This window comes from Streptococcus sp. HMSC071H03 (assembly GCF_001813035.1).
GTDB lineage: Bacteria > Bacillota > Bacilli > Lactobacillales > Streptococcaceae > Streptococcus > Streptococcus anginosus.
This window is the reverse complement of sequence record NZ_KV811159.1, coordinates 48,571-64,825: the sequence shown is the minus strand read 5'-3', so window position 1 is coordinate 64,825 and position 16,255 is coordinate 48,571. Positions and strand designations below refer to the sequence as shown.

At 42.4% G+C, this 16,255-nt stretch carries 14 protein-coding genes and 4 pseudogenes; 1 reads left to right on the top strand and 17 read right to left on the bottom strand.

Annotated elements, in window-relative coordinates:
• Positions 1-13: 13 nt before the first annotated feature.
• The 9 genes and pseudogenes from HMPREF2887_RS04020 to HMPREF2887_RS03980 form a co-directional block, all read right to left on the bottom strand.
• A complete protein-coding gene (locus HMPREF2887_RS04020) occupies positions 14-1,405 on the bottom strand; it encodes a V-type ATP synthase subunit B (RefSeq protein ID WP_022526413.1) in 1,392 nt (463 codons plus the stop codon).
• Positions 1,392-3,181, bottom strand: a pseudogene (locus HMPREF2887_RS04015) (V-type ATP synthase subunit A). The gene HMPREF2887_RS04020 and the pseudogene HMPREF2887_RS04015 overlap by 14 nt, the downstream one beginning before the upstream one ends.
• Positions 3,182-3,284: 103 nt before the next feature.
• Positions 3,285-3,980 carry a GNAT family N-acetyltransferase gene (locus tag HMPREF2887_RS04010; RefSeq protein ID WP_084740583.1) on the bottom strand — a complete coding sequence of 232 codons (696 nt, stop codon included), beginning with the start codon at positions 3,978-3,980 and terminating at the stop codon, positions 3,285-3,287.
• A 7-nt stretch (positions 3,981-3,987) separates the two neighbouring features.
• Positions 3,988-4,308, bottom strand: a complete 321-nt coding sequence (locus tag HMPREF2887_RS04005; RefSeq protein WP_003028571.1) for a V-type ATP synthase subunit F — start codon at positions 4,306-4,308, stop codon at positions 3,988-3,990.
• Positions 4,298-5,307 (bottom strand): annotated as a pseudogene (locus HMPREF2887_RS04000) (V-type ATPase subunit). The gene HMPREF2887_RS04005 and the pseudogene HMPREF2887_RS04000 overlap by 11 nt, the downstream one beginning before the upstream one ends.
• Positions 5,308-5,318: 11 nt before the next feature.
• Positions 5,319-5,909, bottom strand: a complete 591-nt coding sequence (locus HMPREF2887_RS03995) for a hypothetical protein (protein ID WP_084740581.1) — start codon at positions 5,907-5,909, stop codon at positions 5,319-5,321.
• Between the two features lie 46 nt (positions 5,910-5,955).
• A pseudogene (locus HMPREF2887_RS03990) lies at positions 5,956-6,434 on the bottom strand (V-type ATP synthase subunit K).
• A gap of 96 nt (positions 6,435-6,530) precedes the next feature.
• A complete protein-coding gene (locus HMPREF2887_RS03985; RefSeq protein WP_084740577.1) occupies positions 6,531-8,489 on the bottom strand; it encodes a V-type ATP synthase subunit I in 1,959 nt (652 codons plus the stop codon).
• Positions 8,479-8,802 (bottom strand): hypothetical protein, encoded by a 324-nt coding sequence (locus HMPREF2887_RS03980; RefSeq protein ID WP_003032005.1) that lies wholly within the window; start codon positions 8,800-8,802, stop codon positions 8,479-8,481. The genes HMPREF2887_RS03985 and HMPREF2887_RS03980 overlap by 11 nt, the downstream gene beginning before the upstream one ends.
• Positions 8,803-9,038: 236 nt before the next feature.
• Between HMPREF2887_RS03980 and HMPREF2887_RS03975 the strand changes: the two genes are divergently transcribed.
• Positions 9,039-9,884, top strand: coding sequence for a MurR/RpiR family transcriptional regulator (locus HMPREF2887_RS03975; RefSeq protein ID WP_084740575.1), 846 nt, complete (start codon positions 9,039-9,041; stop codon positions 9,882-9,884).
• A gap of 67 nt (positions 9,885-9,951) precedes the next feature.
• On the opposite strand, the gene HMPREF2887_RS03970 is transcribed toward HMPREF2887_RS03975, so the two are convergent.
• The 8 genes and pseudogenes from HMPREF2887_RS03970 to HMPREF2887_RS03935 all read right to left on the bottom strand — a co-directional run.
• Complete coding sequence (locus tag HMPREF2887_RS03970; RefSeq protein ID WP_084740573.1) at positions 9,952-10,836, bottom strand: ROK family protein; 885 nt, start codon at positions 10,834-10,836, stop codon at positions 9,952-9,954.
• Between the two features lie 17 nt (positions 10,837-10,853).
• On the bottom strand, positions 10,854-11,777 hold the full coding sequence (locus HMPREF2887_RS03965; protein ID WP_084740570.1) for a dihydrodipicolinate synthase family protein: 924 nt from the start codon (positions 11,775-11,777) through the stop codon (positions 10,854-10,856).
• Between the two features lie 18 nt (positions 11,778-11,795).
• Positions 11,796-12,443 (bottom strand): DUF624 domain-containing protein, encoded by a 648-nt coding sequence (locus HMPREF2887_RS03960; RefSeq protein ID WP_003027233.1) that lies wholly within the window; start codon positions 12,441-12,443, stop codon positions 11,796-11,798.
• 24 nt (positions 12,444-12,467) lie between these two features.
• Positions 12,468-12,920 carry a NanQ anomerase/TabA/YiaL family protein gene (locus HMPREF2887_RS03955; RefSeq protein WP_003071168.1) on the bottom strand — a complete coding sequence of 151 codons (453 nt, stop codon included), beginning with the start codon at positions 12,918-12,920 and terminating at the stop codon, positions 12,468-12,470.
• A gap of 13 nt (positions 12,921-12,933) precedes the next feature.
• Entirely contained in the window at positions 12,934-13,764 is an 831-nt protein-coding gene (locus HMPREF2887_RS03950) for a carbohydrate ABC transporter permease (RefSeq protein ID WP_020997532.1), read from the bottom strand.
• 16 nt (positions 13,765-13,780) lie between these two features.
• Complete coding sequence (locus HMPREF2887_RS03945) at positions 13,781-14,668, bottom strand: carbohydrate ABC transporter permease (RefSeq protein WP_021001175.1); 888 nt, start codon at positions 14,666-14,668, stop codon at positions 13,781-13,783.
• 111 nt (positions 14,669-14,779) lie between these two features.
• The gene (locus HMPREF2887_RS03940) at positions 14,780-16,105 is read right to left on the bottom strand and encodes an ABC transporter substrate-binding protein (protein ID WP_021001174.1); all 1,326 of its coding nucleotides are present in this window, start codon (positions 16,103-16,105) and stop codon (positions 14,780-14,782) included.
• A gap of 46 nt (positions 16,106-16,151) precedes the next feature.
• A pseudogene (locus tag HMPREF2887_RS03935) lies at positions 16,152-16,255 on the bottom strand (N-acetylmannosamine-6-phosphate 2-epimerase); the annotation flags it as partial.

Here is a 16,255-nt window from a genome sequence, read left to right as displayed (position 1 = left end):
TCAGATCACCTCCTTAGGCTTGCTGTTTACTTTCTGGTAAATATTGATCAATCATGTCGTCCTTGATCCGCTTAAGCTCCGTCCGTGGCAAAATAGACAACAATTCCCAGCCTAAATCCAAACTTTCTTCAATCGTCCGATTGGTATAAAAACCTTGATTGATATATTCTTTTTCAAATCGATCGGTAAATTGAACATAGAGCTTGTCGGTGTCAGATAAGGCTGATTCTCCTAATATAACCGCTAATTCTTTGGCTTGTTTGCCTTGTGCATAAGCCGCAAAGAGCTGATTCATGGTTGCTGCATGGTCTCCCCGAGTCTTTCCTTCGCCAGAACCCTTGTCTTTGAGGCGCGAAAGAGACGGCAGTACGTTAATCGGTGGACGATACCCACTGTTGTAAAGGTCACGCGACAGGATAATCTGGCCTTCGGTGATGTAACCCGTCAAATCAGGAATGGGATGAGTGATGTCATCCTCAGGCATGGTGAGAATAGGAATCTGCGTCACAGAGCCTTTCTTCCCCACCAAGCGCCCCGCCCGTTCATAAAGGGTGGAAAGATTGGTATAGAGATAGCCCGGATAACCTCGACGTCCCGGCACTTCTCGACGAGCTGCGGATACTTCGCGCAAGGCCTCGCAGTAGTTGGTCATATCTGTCATGATGACGAGAACATGCATGTCTTTTTCATAAGCCAAATATTCAGCAGCAGTCAGGGCAATCCGCGGTGTCGCAATCCGCTCAATAGCAGGATCATTGGCTAGATTGATAAAGAGGATAGAGCGGTCAATAGCTCCCGTTTCTCGCAAGTCATTCATGAAAAACTCGGCTTCTTCAAAGGTAATCCCCATAGCCGCAAAGACTACTGCAAAATTTTCTTCTGAATTGAGCACCGTAGCTTGACGAGCAATCTGGGCAGCCAATTCCTTATGGGGTAGACCCGCCCCAGAGAAAACTGGCAATTTTTGTCCTCGAACTAAGGTATTGAGGTGATCAATGGCTGAAATTCCAGTCTGGATAAACTCATCGGGATAATCTCGCGCGACTGGATTGATGGCTTGACCGTCAATATCCAAGTATTTTTCCGGCAAAATATCTGGTCCACCGTCAATAGGCTTGCCCATACCGTTGAAAATTCGCCCTACCATATCTTCTGACACTGGCAATTCAAGCGGTCTGCCGGTAAAACGAACCTTGGCTTTTTCTAGATTGATACCGCTGGAGCCTTCAAACAGCTGCACCATCGCCTTGTCTTCCTGCACTTCCAAGACCTGCCCCTGGCGCTTGGTTCCATCATGGAGCTGGATTTCCACCAGCTCATTAAAATGCACACCTTCGACTTGCTCCACAATCATCAAGGGACCGACAACTTCACTGACGGTACGGTATTCTTTAATCACGTTCATTGATTGCTCCTCCTTGGGCAAGAATATCATGCAGTTTTTCTCGAATAGCGGTATCCAAACTGCGAATTGCTTCCAACTGATCCTCTGGGATAAATTTAGAGCGGGCAATCCGATCGCGTAGCTCCACAGTACCATTCATGACTTCAGTAAAGTAAGCACCTAAATTCAAGGCACGATTGGCTTCCTCATCAAATATTAGGATATTAGTGAGCAGAGCCACTTGCTTTTTAAAGGAAGTGTAGGTATCAACCTCATCAAAAGCATTCTGCTGCAGGTAATCCTCACGAATCATCTTTGCTGTATTCATGGTGAGACGATCCCTTTCAGACAGAGAATCCAGACCAACCAGCCGCACAATTTCCTGTAGCTCACTCTCTTTTTGGAGAATGTTCATCGCCTTGGTCACTTTTTCCGACCAAGCCAACTGCTCATGCTGATCGATATATTGACCCACCTCGTCTAGATAAAGCGAGTAAGAGCTAAGCCAGTTAATCGCAGGGAAATGGCGACGTTGTGCCAACTGAGCGTCCAAGCTCCAGAAAACTTTGACAATCCGCAGAGTGTTTTGCGTGACTGGCTCAGAAATATCTCCACCCGGAGGGGAAACAGCGCCGATTGCGGTAATGCTTCCCTCACGCTCGTCACTCCCTAAGGTTTTAACCCGACCAGCTCGTTCGTAATATTCAGCAATACGGCTGCCCAGATAGGCTGGATAGCCTTCGTCGCCCGGCATTTCTTCCAAACGCCCGGACATTTCCCGCAGAGCTTCTGCCCAACGTGAGGTCGAATCTGCCATAATGGCCACAGAGTAGCCCATGTCTCGGAAGTACTCAGCAATTGTAATTCCTGTATAAATAGAAGCCTCACGCGCCGCAACTGGCATATTGGACGTGTTAGCAATCAGAACAGTTCGCTGCATGATAGACTGACCAGTTGCTGGATCAATCAACTCTGGAAATTCATTCAGTACATCGGTCATTTCATTGCCTCGCTCGCCACAGCCCACGTAGATAACGATATCCACATTGGCAAATTTAGCGACCTGGTGCTGAACAACGGTCTTGCCTGCTCCAAAAGGACCTGGAACAGCAGCCGCACCGCCCTTGGTCACGGGGAAAAAGGTATCAATCACTCGTTGGCCCGTCACCAAAGGCTCCTCTGGAATCAGCTTTTGAGCAAATGGGCGACCTCGGCGAACCGGCCATTTCTGCATAAGACTGCCAGCAAAGATAGAGCCATCTGCCTGCTCAATCTCATAGACAGGCTGATCGACAGTATAACTCCCTGCTTCTATCTTGGTCACACGACCACTGACACCAATTGGCACTAGAATGCGGTGGACTACCAGCTCGGTTTCTTGAACCGTACCCAGAATATCTCCGGCTGTTACCTCTGCTCCAATCTCCAGACAAGGCACAAAGTTCCACTTGGTCTCACGATTCAGATGAGGCAGCTGCACTCCGCGCACCAGAAAATCACTCTGCGTCACCGCTTGAAAGCGTGCCAAAGGCCGCTGAATTCCGTCAAACATTTGCGAAATCAGCCCCGGTCCCAATTCGACCGACAACGGACTCCCCGTTGTTTCCACCGGCTCTCCTGGTCCAAGCCCAGAGGTCTCTTCATATACCTGAATGGAGGCCTCATCTCGACGCATCTCAATGATTTCCCCAATCAAGCCCAAATTGCCCACACGACAAATATCCTGAATATTCGCTTCCTGCATCCCAGAGGCGACCACCAAAGGACCCGAAACTTTATAATCTTTCCTTGACTCACAATCTTCCTCCATTCTTGGGAGATTTTTGCTTATTTTCTATCCTTGCCGTGAGCTTGAAACCCTTCTTAGCTATCTCTACAGCAAAAATTGATACTTCTTATTTTAAAAATCAGATAAGGCTTTTATTTGTTGCCCATTTTCATCAAAATTATCTGGGCTTAGCCATTTTTCTAAACGGGTTTTGACCGCTGGCCAGTCCCTGTCAATCATGGCTAGCCAGTCAGTGTCTCGGTTGCGCCCCTTATAAACAACTGCCTGACGAAAAGTGCCCTCGTAGGTAAAACCAAGCCTTTCTGCTGCGCGCCTTGAAGGCTGATTGAGTGCATCGCATTTCCATTCGTAGCGGCGATATTCCAACTCTTCAAAGACATAGCGCGCCAGCAAGTACTGGGCTTCCGTAGCCAGTCTGGTGCGCTTCAGCTTGGGCGAATAGGTCACAGACCCCACCTCAATGACACGGTTGCCTCGGTCAATCCTCATTAAAGCGAAAGTTCCCAGCGCCTTGCCACTCTCCTTGTCCACAATGGCATAGTAAAAACGATCCTGAGCTGTCAACATCTGATCTAGCAAGGCCGACCATTCTTCCTGACTTTGAACAGGATTTTGAAAGAGATAAGTCCACATGTCAGCAGGAGAATCCGGACCATAGACTTCATACAAATCCACCCCATGTTTGTCCTTGGACAGGCATTCAACGATAACATATTGTCCTTCTAGTCGCTCCAGATTGGGTAAATCTCCCGGTTTGAAATTCGGCAAGGTATCTCCAATAAGCTGGCCTAATTCATTTATTTTCATAAAAACCTCACAATATATCCTGTCCAACTGCTTTTTCTACGTTCTTACGAATACGTCTCTGTCCTAATCCTGTTACTCCTTTATGAGTCGGGATTAAGATAATTGCTGGCAACACTTGCTTATCATAGTAAGCCAGCGTTTCAGGGATTTCAGCAGCCATGTCTTCTGTCAAATAAATAATAGCAAAATCTTCTCGGCTCAGTCGTCGTAAAGTATTCACCACATCGGTCGCTTCGGTGACTGGAAAAGTCTGAAAACCAATCAGGCGAAAAGGCAGAATGGCATCGCGGTTCCCCACCACACCAATTTTATAAGTTTTACTGGCCATAAATCGGTCTCATCCTTTCTTTGATGATCTCTACTGGAAGTTGGTTCGTCAAACCAGTCAAAATAAGTCGAAGATTTTTCACTTCTAACTCTTTTCCCAATAAATAACGAGCGAGCGGAAGCGGACCACTTGTTTCAAATCGCCCTTGCTCTAAGAGCTTAAACTGAACCAAGTCTGCTAGATACTCCAGTTCAAGATTTGTCAGTTTACCCGAACGCAGTTTTTCTTCATAAATGCTTAGTTCTGCGTCAAATTCTAGTGGATTAACTTTGGAAAACCAGCTAGCGAGATGACCTTTTTCTGCCAATTCAATCCACTCCGCATTCGTCAAAGTGCCTTCATCAGATAAGAGTTGCGTCATAAAACTGTGCGGTTTTGGTGCCGAATCGCTCGCTGCACCGTTACTGCATTATAAAAATCAATCGTCAACTCCACCAGTTGCTTGAGCCGCTCGTCTTCAAATGTAGACTCCAAGCTTTTTAAGTGCTTGAAATAAGCCAGATCCATTCCAATTTCCAGAACGCGTACATCTTGATAATCTTGATATTCCGCCCAAGTCGCCGCCACTTCATCCGCCATCAATTTAGGACAATGTTCAGCAGAAAAGGTTGCAACCAAATGCTCCAAAATATCTAAAGGATAAGGTCCAACAGAAATCAACAGATGCTTTAAATTCAAACCTGTCGCCTTGTGCTTAAGCAACACCTTAAGATTGTGATAGGTATATTTGAGCGTAAAAAACTCCACCAAAGCAGATTCTGGACTAACTTCAAAAGCCCAAGCATACTCTGCAAACAAATGTTTCATGAGAAACCTCTCAATCGTATTTAAGTCTGTTAGTTGCTCATGATCCAGATTATAAACCGTTCCTTCCAAAGCTGCTGACCGACTTTCAGAAGTGAAAGTCCGCAACAACTGCTCGTATTGCGCTAAGCTTAAAAAGCTACTCTCATGAATACTAATTTCTGTATTCACTTGAGCGAAGGTCTTTTCATTCATAGAACGCCTCCTTAGTCTGCTTCGTCTTGGAAAATCGTCGGAGCAAGCTGATAACTCTCCTCCTGCCACAAAGAATCCACCAAATTGCGATAGAGGTAGTTATCGTCAATATTGCCTCGCGAAAGGAGAAAACCTGCTTCTCCACTCACAGATGAGGAAGCCAATTTTACGTGCGGATAGTGCTCTAACAATCGTTCCAATTGTCCAGCCGAATATTTAACCAATGTCCGTGAGCCAACTGTCAAAACAAGCTCTTCTTGCGGATACTTTTTTAAGACCTGCTCCAAGAAAGTCTGCTCCTGCTCGACCGACCAAACCGCCATTTGCTTATAAGCCCCTGCAAATAATTCTTTCAAAATTCCTTGCTTAGTCGCCAAAGTAGACTGACGTTTTTCATTTTCAAGCTGCTGCACTTCACGCTGTACCTGACGATTGATCGCTTTTATTTCTTGCTCACGCTGTTGCAGTTTTTCTTGTTTCAACCGTGCTTCTTGCTCTTTAGCTTCACGCTCAATAGACTCTTTCGCATCGGCTAATAGCTGCCGCCCATTTTCATGCGCTTGCTCCAAAACCGAATCCCTCAAATGAGATTCAAATTCCATATCTGCCTCCTTCTATGAAATCTTGTTTCAAGACATTGAACCTGTCTCATTTTACATTCAAAACCATCAAAAGAGATACAACAAAGGCAAGGATAGCATAAGTTTCTACCATGGCAGCAAGGATAACCCCTTTCATGACATCTTCAGGTCGCTTTGCCAAAATCTGCATGCCAGCGGTTGCTACATTTCCTTGGTATTTAGCAGAATAATAACCAACAATTCCGATTGGAAGTGCGGCAAAAAAGAGGGCTAGACCTGTTTGAAGAGCCATCTCAGGTTGAATTTTAAAGAAAATCAAAATCCCGATAACAAAACCATACAAACCTTGCGTACCTGGCAAAAGTTGCAAAATCAAAGCACTGACGAATTTCTCAGGTTGCTCTTTTAACAGGGCTGTCGCAGCCTGACCGGTTGATCCGACATTACGCGCAGAGCCAATACCGCTGAGGAAAATCGCAAAAACCACACCGAGTGCTGCGAAAAGGCACCACCGTAAGTTGAAAAATAAGATGAAAAAGCTTGCATGAATAAACTCCATTTCTAATAGTAAACATTATTTATTTGGTTATTTTGTCAATGACATAAAACTTCTAGCTGAGTTACTAAAATAATTTAGCTGTGCTATTTTTTGTAGCGAACATATTTCTCTGCTGGTTTTAAGGGTTTAAAGGCTTTTCCGCCACCATCGTAGAATTTCCCAAAAAATTCAACAAAAATCAAACGTGCCCCGTGCACATAGCCTGATAAAAAGGAGAGAAACATATTGATACTGTGGAGGGCGAGAAACAACACAATGCCAATACTGAAGCGAGCAAAAGGTGGAAAGAGACTAACAATTAAGTTAAAAGCTGAGCCAATGCTTGCACCAGCAAGCCCCAAAGCCATAAGTCGCGTAAAGCTCACCAAGTCTCCCACATAGCTGCTGATATTGTATAGATTGAACAGTGCAGGACCCAAGCCTTTCAAACTCTTAGCACTGATAATAGAAACCAGTACAATGCCCACAGCATTTACAATAGCTAACCATTCTCCGATAAATCCGACCATAGCAAGAGCTGGGAACAGTCGCCCCGCCGCTAGCAAAGCCAACCCGATGAGAATCAACATCCAAGCAAAACCCGAATTATAAGCTGCCGCATAATCCTTCATGCGAATATTCTTTTTGCCACTGAGGTAAAGTCCTGTCATGACTGTCACAAAGCCAATCACGACCGAAATAATCAAAATGGTTATCACATCTGTGCTGGTATCAATGAGCGCAAAAGGCAATTTGAAGCCAAAGAAAGAACCATAAATCACTCCCCAGAGTGCAACGCCAATTCCTAAAATTCTAAAAAAGCGTAAATTCTTTGCCAGGCTTGGCTTGACATGTAAAGTTTTCAAAGCCCAAGTCGTTCCGCCAAAAAGCAACAAACCATAGCCAATATCAGCCGCCATCATGCCAAAAAAGATAAAGTAGAAGACCGAAACAACGGGCGTTGGATCTTTATCTTCGTATTTCGGCAGCGAGTACATTTCTGTCACCAGCTCAAAGGGCTCAATCAGAGCATTATTTTTAAGTTTTGTCGGGACTCGCTGTCGATCAGCTGCCGCCATTTCATGAATTTGAAGCAAGACAGCCTCACCAAATTGTTGCGCAAGACCCATTTTCAAATCTTCTATCTGCTCTTGCTCAATCCAGCCCTCTAAAGCAACCAAATTCTGCGTACTGGCAAGATCTCCCTTGATTTCTTGGCGAGAAGTGAGATTCAAAATATAGTCCAACTGAAGCTTGAGTTGTTGCAATTCCTTACTGGAAGCTGCAAGCTGCGTTTGCGTTGAGCTGATAACCGTTTCTTGCTCCTTTATCGTTTCTTTTAACGATGTCAAACGCTCTTTTGGTAATTCTTCAAAAGCATATTCAAAAGGTTTGAAACCAAGCTCTGTCAAGAATGCTTGCATTTCCTTAGCTGTTTCTGCTTTACATAGCACAAGAATTCCACTTTCTGTGGTACTGGTGAAAATCTCTTGGACTTCCAGATTAGGATAGTCCCGTAATCGAGCATTTAGCTGATTGTTTTCACTGCTTGGAATGCTTCCCACAAACGCACGAAGGCGTTTAAAATGCTTAAGTACTATCGGCGTAACACCTAAATTTGCCCATTTTTCTAGCTCTGCCATCTCCGACTGAGCCATCTCTTTTACTTCCTGCGCCCTTGCCAACGCTTGAAATTGTTGTTGAATGTTAGCAAGAAGCACTTCTTCATCACGCGCCTGCCCCGCTTGCTCTAAATCCACAAACGTTATTTCCAAAGGAGCTTCCTTCAACGACTCCAGTAATTTTTTCTTGGGCACAAACGCCTGCAAACGTTCAATCATATTGGCAAGTTTTTCCTGCCGCCGAGTCAAAGTTTGAAGATGTTCCGAGAAAGACTTATCAGGATTCCACACCAACTCTTGCTCAAAAGCTCCCTGCCAAGTCTCTTTTGCCTGCAAATCCTGAATCTCAACTGACTGGAGGTTTTGCAAATAAGAAAGGACATCATCCAACAAATCTTTTGGCAATAGCAACGACAACTCTTGCATGTGACTAATGGCCATATTTTTCTACCACCCTGTCCACAATCATTTGCAGCAGTACCTCTTTTTTATTTGACAAAGCTGCTTGGGCTTTTTCTTCGTTCTCTTGTCTCGTTTTTTCTAAGTCTTGTGTCAAGTTGGCAATCTCTTTTTCAGATTGTTCTTTTAACTCAACAAGCAATTGTTGCTTTTCTTCATCATAGACTTTCTCTAGCTGTTTCAGATTGCTGCTAGCTTGCTCTCGCAATTCCTGAATTTGACTTTTATAGCTCGCCAACACTTCATCTGCCGCTTGCTCGATTTCCTGCATTTGCTCAAAAGTAGCGTTCGTCATGTCTTGCACCTCCTTTGTATCATACAATGGCTGTAACGTTTACTTGTGTAAATTATAACACATTTTCAAACCATTCGTCACAAAGTTTTATTGGTTTTCTTCGCTTAATTGAAATCATTTCACCCTATGCTATTTATCAAGCTACCTAGCGTCCTATTTTGTAAAACTATGTTATAATACAAATAGGTTTTTCAAAACATTTGTTCTATATCATTACAAGTAAAGAGAGTACATCTATGGAAAATACGCAGCATATCATGGCGAGGATTGAAAGCCATTTTGATAGCATGACTGACTTAGAAAAGCGGATTGCCAACTACTTTTTGAGCCCTTCTAGTATCTATGACGATCTCTCTTCTCAAAAAGTTGCGCAAACTCTCTACATTTCTCAAGCAGCCTTGACACGCTTTGCGAAGAAATGCGGATTTAAAGGCTACAGAGAGTTTAATTTTCAATATATTCACCAGTTGCAAGACAAAGCAGAGCAAACTGAACATTTGCAAAATGACTTATCTCGTAGAGTGCTGCGAAACTATGCTCAAATCCGTCAACAAACTGAGGAATTGGTTGATGAAGACAAATTGCTACGCGTTGCCAATCTTATCGAAGCAGCTGATCGCGTCTATTTCTTTGGAACGGGAAGCTCTGGCCTCGTCGCCCGTGATATGAAACTGCGCTTCATGCGGCTTGGTGTTGTCTGCGAAGCGTTGACAGATCAAGACGGCTTTGCTTGGACAACCAGTATCCTAGATGAAAATTGCTTGGTTATTGGATTTTCTTTGTCCGGAGGAACGCAATCTATCATCAACAGTCTCATTGACGCTAAAGCAATGGGCGCTAAAACGGTGTTAGTAACAGGATACCCCAACAAAGTCAAAGAAACCTTTACTGAAATCATCACTGTTGCCATTCAAAGCAAACCAGAGTATATTTTACGCATCTCAGCACAATTTCCTATGCTACTTATGATCGACCTCCTTTATGCCTTTTTCCTAGAAATTGACCGAGAAAGAAAAGAAAAAATCTTCAACAGTTTTTGGGAAAATCAAAAATTAAATGGCTATTACAGACGACACAAATAAGGCACCAAACAAAAATGAGCATCTCCTCACCAAGGATTTGCTCGTTTTCATTATAGAAGGCTTTTCGTTAATGATGTTTATTTTTAAAGTGATAATAAGCACCAAACATCCCCGCAGCATTTTGATGATGAGCGAAAGCGAGCTTGGTTTTTTCAGCAATACTTGGCACCAAACAGGCTTTCATAGCAGCCTCAATTCGAGGACGGAGAATGGCTTCTTGACCCATAATGCCGCCACCTAAGATCACGACTTCGGGATTGACCACATAGCAAATATTCGCAATCCCTTGCCCCAAATAATTGACCATGCGGTCGATTCCTTGGATACAACGTGCATTTCCTTCTGTTGCTTCTTTGAAAACGCGGCGTCCATTCCACATAGTCGGATCTTCTCCGTGAAGCTCTGCTACATAATCGACCAAGGCAGTCGTTGAAGCCACATCTTGGAAAGCACCGTCTGGCAGATACACATAACCGACTTCACAGGCCGAATTACTAAAGCCGTGAAAAACCTGACCATCCACCAGCAAGCAGCCACCGATACCCGTTCCAATCGTCAAACAAATCGCAATGTTCGCTCCCTTGCCACTGCCTGACATAACTTCCGCCAAGCCAGCACAATTGACATCATTTTCAATCTCACAAGGAACGGCAAATGTTTCTTCTACCACTTTCTTGAACTGAGTACCTGCATAGTTCGGAATCTGAGGGCCAGCATAAAAGATTTCTCCTTTATCTGGATCGACCATTCCAGCCGAGGAGATACAAACCCCAGCAACTGGAATTTGTTCTAAATAACGTGCTACAATTCCCTTTACCTTGCGCAAAATTTCTGGACCGCCCTTATGAGCCTCTGTTGGGATTTCATGCGCTTCCAGCAAGGTGTCAGTATCATCAATCAGACCATATTTGATATTTGTTCCACCAATATCAATGGCAATATATTTCCCCATAATCCACCTCTTTTTTATTACAAGAACGTTTCCTTAGCTGCACGAATCAAGCGAGCTGCTTCTTCTACAATCGGACGATCTGTGCCTGTCACTGGTGTTAACGGAGCACGAACAGAACCAACGTTTAGATTTTCATTGATTTTCAAGACTTCCTTAATGACAGAATACATATTTCCATGAGCAGCAGTTAATTTTCCGATAATAGTGTTGATGGTAAATTGTAATTCTTTTGCTCTCTCCAATTCTTTGTCGGCAATCAATTGGTTGAGCTTTAAGAAAAGTTCTGGCATAACCCCATATGTTCCGCCGATACCTGCTCTTGCTCCCATCAGGCGACCACCTAAAAATTGCTCATCTGGCCCATTAAAGACGAGGTGGTCTTCCCCGCCAAGTGCTGCAAAGGTTTGAATGTCTTGGACAGGCATGGAAGAATTCTTCACGCCAATCACACGTTCATTTTTGAGCATTTCTGTATATAAACTTGGCGTCAGAGCTACACCTGCCAACTGCGGAATATTGTAGATCACAAAGTCTGTATGTGGGGCAGCTGCGCTAATATCGTTCCAATATTGAGCAATCGAGTATTCTGGCAAACGAAAATAAATCGGTGGTATGGTCGCAATAGCGTCCACTCCCAAGCTTTCTGCATGGCGCGCTAACTCCATACTATCCTTGGTGTTGTTGCAAGCGACGTGAGCAATAATAGTTAATTTCCCTTTTGCCACCGCCATGACTTCTTCTAAAATCAATTTTCTATCAGCAACACTTTGGTAGATACATTCACCAGATGAACCATTGACATACAATCCTTGAACTCCTTTGACGAGAAAATATTCTACCAAAGCTCGCACGCGCTCTGGACTAATTTCGCCTTGATCATCATAGCAAGCATAGAAGGCCGGAATGACCCCTTCATATTTTTTAAATCTCTCATATTTTATTCTCCAAGTTAATTGGTTTTATCGTTTATATTTATTAAAAATAGTTTCCATAATAGGCAATTGCAAAAATCCTAAGGCTGCAAAGCCAACTAATACAAAAAGAGTAAAGCCCAGTAGCAATACAAATCCTGAACTAGAGAGGAAAAAGACAATTACAGCTAATAAGGCTATCATCAAAAAGAACCACGGGAAATGCAAACTCACCATGATCAGTCCCGTTTGTAATAGATCTTTTACCGTCATTTCAAACTTAGCTGCCAAAGGATAGATGCATAAAAACAGCAAACTAGTAAAAATGATGACACCGATACAAGTTGCTTTTAACATTTGAAACAGCATTGTTTCCTGCTTCCAAAAAAGCACGAGGTCAAATAGACTGATTCCTACAAGTAGCAGTTCTAGCAAACCAAGTTTGAAACCGACTTTCCAATTTTTTCTAAATGCTTGCATGTACATCGCTGTGACTTTTACGCGACGCGCACCCTTGATTTCAAACAAAGTTTCATACAAGCTAATTTTGGCAATACCAATCGTAACAAATGGTAGACAAGACAGCAGAAAAAGAAGATTGACTGTCACTAAATCAAGAATTTTTTCACAAATTCTCATGAATAAATTATCCGTATTAAAAATAGATTTCACTAACTGAGAGCTTTTGTTCTCCATGCTCAATCTCCTTTATTTTTCTAGTTAGTCAAATAGCACTTTTACCACGCATTTCTTGACCGTCAACCCCTTGCCAGCAAAACCATTTGGGTGATGAGCTTCTTCTGGTAAAAACGCCACAAAATTCCGATGATCCAAAACTAGCGGATAGACTTGGTTGCAAGTGTTAAAACCAATATCTTTCTCTGCATCATAAACGTTGCGAAGTTCCGTTTGCTCATAGCCATACTGGATTATTTCTCGCCCTTCCAAGAGAAAATGCAAATCCAAATAACGATGATGAAATTCAAATTCATCATTCTCTTCTTGATTAAGCTCATTTTCCTGCACAAAGAAGAAAACTTTGTCTCCATTAATCTCATACCGTCCTAATTCATAATTGCTTAAATCGTGAGTTAGGAGATAATCAATGGCACAATCTAAATGATTATGGATACCTTTGTAATGGGCGAGATTTTCCAATTCATCGAAAATCATTCGTTCTCCCTCCTTATCCTTTCACAGCTCCCATGGTAATACCTTGTGTGAAGGATTTTTGGAAGACAAGAAAGACGGTTACAATCGGAACAGCTGCCATCGCAGCACCAGCCATAATCAAACCATAATTCGTTGCCATTTCAGCTTGCATCGTTGCCACTCCAAGTGAAATCGTTAGATTCTGCCGCGATGTCAGCATGACCAATTGCATAAAGTAATCATTCCATGTGTTGATAAAGGTAAAAATGGCAAGGGCAGCAAAACCTGGTTTTACAATTGGAAAAGCTACATTCCAAAAAGTCCGAATTTCACCACAGCCATCAATCTTAGCAGATTCCAACAATTCCGTTGGGATATTTTCACTAAATTGCTTCATGAGGAAAACCCCAAAAGGCCAACCGACAAGAGGCAAAATAACTGCAGCTAGTGTATCATGAATTCCCATAAAGTTGACAATACGGACCAAAGGAACCAGTACTACTTGTTTAGGCAGAGCCATAGCAGCGATAAAAGTTGCAAAAAGAATCCGCTGCCCATAGAAACGTTTTTTAGCCAGAACATAACCCGCTAAGGCAGAAGTAATGCAGACCAAAAACATGGTCGCTAGCGAGATAAACACACTATTCCACATCCATTGCAGGGCTGGGTTTTGCACCATCAGCTGTTGGAAATTTTCTAATGTTGGCATCTTAGGCCACCATTGAGGTGGAATGACAATCGTATCTGGCTGCGATTTGAAAGCTCCTGTCAAAATCCAATAGAAAGGAAAAACAAAGAGAACGGTCAACACCAAGAGAATAATCGTTGAAATTACCGTAAAGGCACTCATTTTTTTCTGTTTCATCTTGTCTCTCCTTTCTTTAATATTCGACGTCATTTCCAAGAATCTTGAATTGGGCAAAGCTAATCAAAGCAATCATGACAGCTAAAAATACTCCCATGGTATTAGCATAACCATATTCAGATAACTTGAAGGCTTTTTCATACAGGTAATACATCAATGTACTGGTTGAATAGTTTGGCCCTCCGGATGTCAACAGCTGAATCAAGGCAAAACATTGGAAGGAATTGATTGTTGTAATGATTGCAATATACAGAGTTGTTGGCAAAAGACTTGGCCATTTAATCTTCCAGAAAACTTGCAGCTCTGTCGCTCCATCAACACGCGCAGCTTCCACCAATGAATTGTCAATATTTCCCATAGCAGCAATATAGAGAATAATAGGCTGTCCGACAGAAGTTGTCAGCAAAATCACAATAATCGCCATCAACGCCCAATGCTTATCACCCAGCCAAGAAATATTCTGATTGATGACATGACCCGACTTCAGGACGAAATTCAAAATCCCTGACAGTGGGTCGTAAATCCATTTCCATACAACCGTTACAGCTACACTCCCTGTTACCACCGGCAGGAAGAAGACGAATCGGTAGAAAGAGCGCGCAATCGCATTCTGACTATAGGTTTGTGACGCTACAAACAAAGAGAACAACACAACAATTGGTACCGAACCAATAACGATAATCACTGTATTAATGAGAGATTTAATAAAGACTGGATCTTTAAACATTCGTGAGTAATTATCCAATCCAACGAATGAAAAGGAAGTCATAGAATAATTAAAGAAACTCGTTACAAATCCCATCACCATCGGCGCTAATACAAAGACAATAAAGAATAATAGAACTGGTGCTAAAAAGGCATAGGATACCAAGGTTTCTCTCATTCTTATTTTATTCACTTTCACATTCAACACCTCATTTAGCTAGAGGAGATACTGACCTCCTCTTTTTGATAAAAAATTCCCTTTTCCTATTTTATGAAACCAACAACAGAAAAAGGGAAATCGTTACATTATTTATTTTTTACTTTTTTTAATGGTTTCATTTGCTTTTTCTGTAAAGGTCTTCAAAGCAGATTCAACTTTTTCATCGCCATTTGAAACAGATTGCAACATTGGGAACCAGAGCGTTCTCATTTCTGCAAATCCATCAATCGTGTTGTAATATGGTGAATAATATTTTGTCCAAGTGCTGATTGTTTCCATCCGTTTGTCATTATACAATTTTCCAAATGAGGAACGGACTGGGAAGGCACCTGTACGAACAACATTTTTTGGCCCCCACTTTTTATCATCCGCAATAAATTTGACAAACTTTTTAGCAGCTTCCACTTTCTTTTTGTCTTTATTGTTAAAGATGCCAAAGCCATTTACAAGGTATTCCAAAGCTGGTTTGCCATTGTCTGACGGGAATGGTACTTCAACAACTTCAACGCCACTTGCCTTCAGCAATTTTGCTTGGATACCATTTTGTGAAGGTGCCCATAAAACGGTATAAGACGTTTGACCATTCGCAAAGTTTTGAATATCTGCCCCACCATCGAATTGAGAGCCATTTGTCATCAAACCATCTTTAATCCAGCTCACTGCTTTGTTCAAACCTTTGACAAAGTTTGGACTGTCCGTTGTATATTTTGTCACCTTATCATCTGTTACAGAACCACCATAAAGATTTGAAATGAAAGCACGTGTACCTTGGTCACCACCTTGACCATTACTGAAGAGTGAGCCAGGAGTATACCCTTTAGCTTTCAATGCTTTTAATACTTTTTCAAAGTCAGCAGTTGTCCAGCCCTCTTTAACAAGGTCTAACACACCAGCTTCTTTCAGCATTTTCTTGTTCAATGCCATGTAAAATGGCGCAGAGCTAATTGGATACATATAGGCTTTGTCACCAGCTTTGCTGGCCTGAATGATTTGATTGTTATTGACATCTTTGACAAAATCATTTGTAAAGAGATCGTTCAATTCTGCCAATTTACCATTTTTACCATATTGAATAATCCGGCCCGGTGCGTCAAAGAGGACATCTGGTGCTGTTCCTGCTTCAATCGCCGTTGTGATTTTTTCTGGACCAGATTTGAAATCAATTGTTTCTAGTTTCACTTTAATATCTGGATTGGCTTTTTCAAATGCTTTAATAATTTCTTTTTCATAAGTTCCAACACCATCGTTTGCTTTTTCTTGCGTGAAGACTGGGAAAGCCCACCAAGTAATCTCTGTCTTACCAGAAGAATTACCTGAATCAGCCGACTTGTTTGAACCACCTGAATTTCCACATGCTGCTAACGATAAAATAGCAGCTCCTGCAACTAACGAACAAAGTATTTTCTTCATCCTCATATTGTTTCTCCTTTTGTTTTATCCTTCTATACGGATAGAGTTGTTCCTACTTTTCACTTACTGCTGCAACAAAACGCTCTGTAATTTCTTTTGGACGCGTAATGGCACCACCTACTACAATTCCTCTAACACCTAAGTCATGAATCGTTT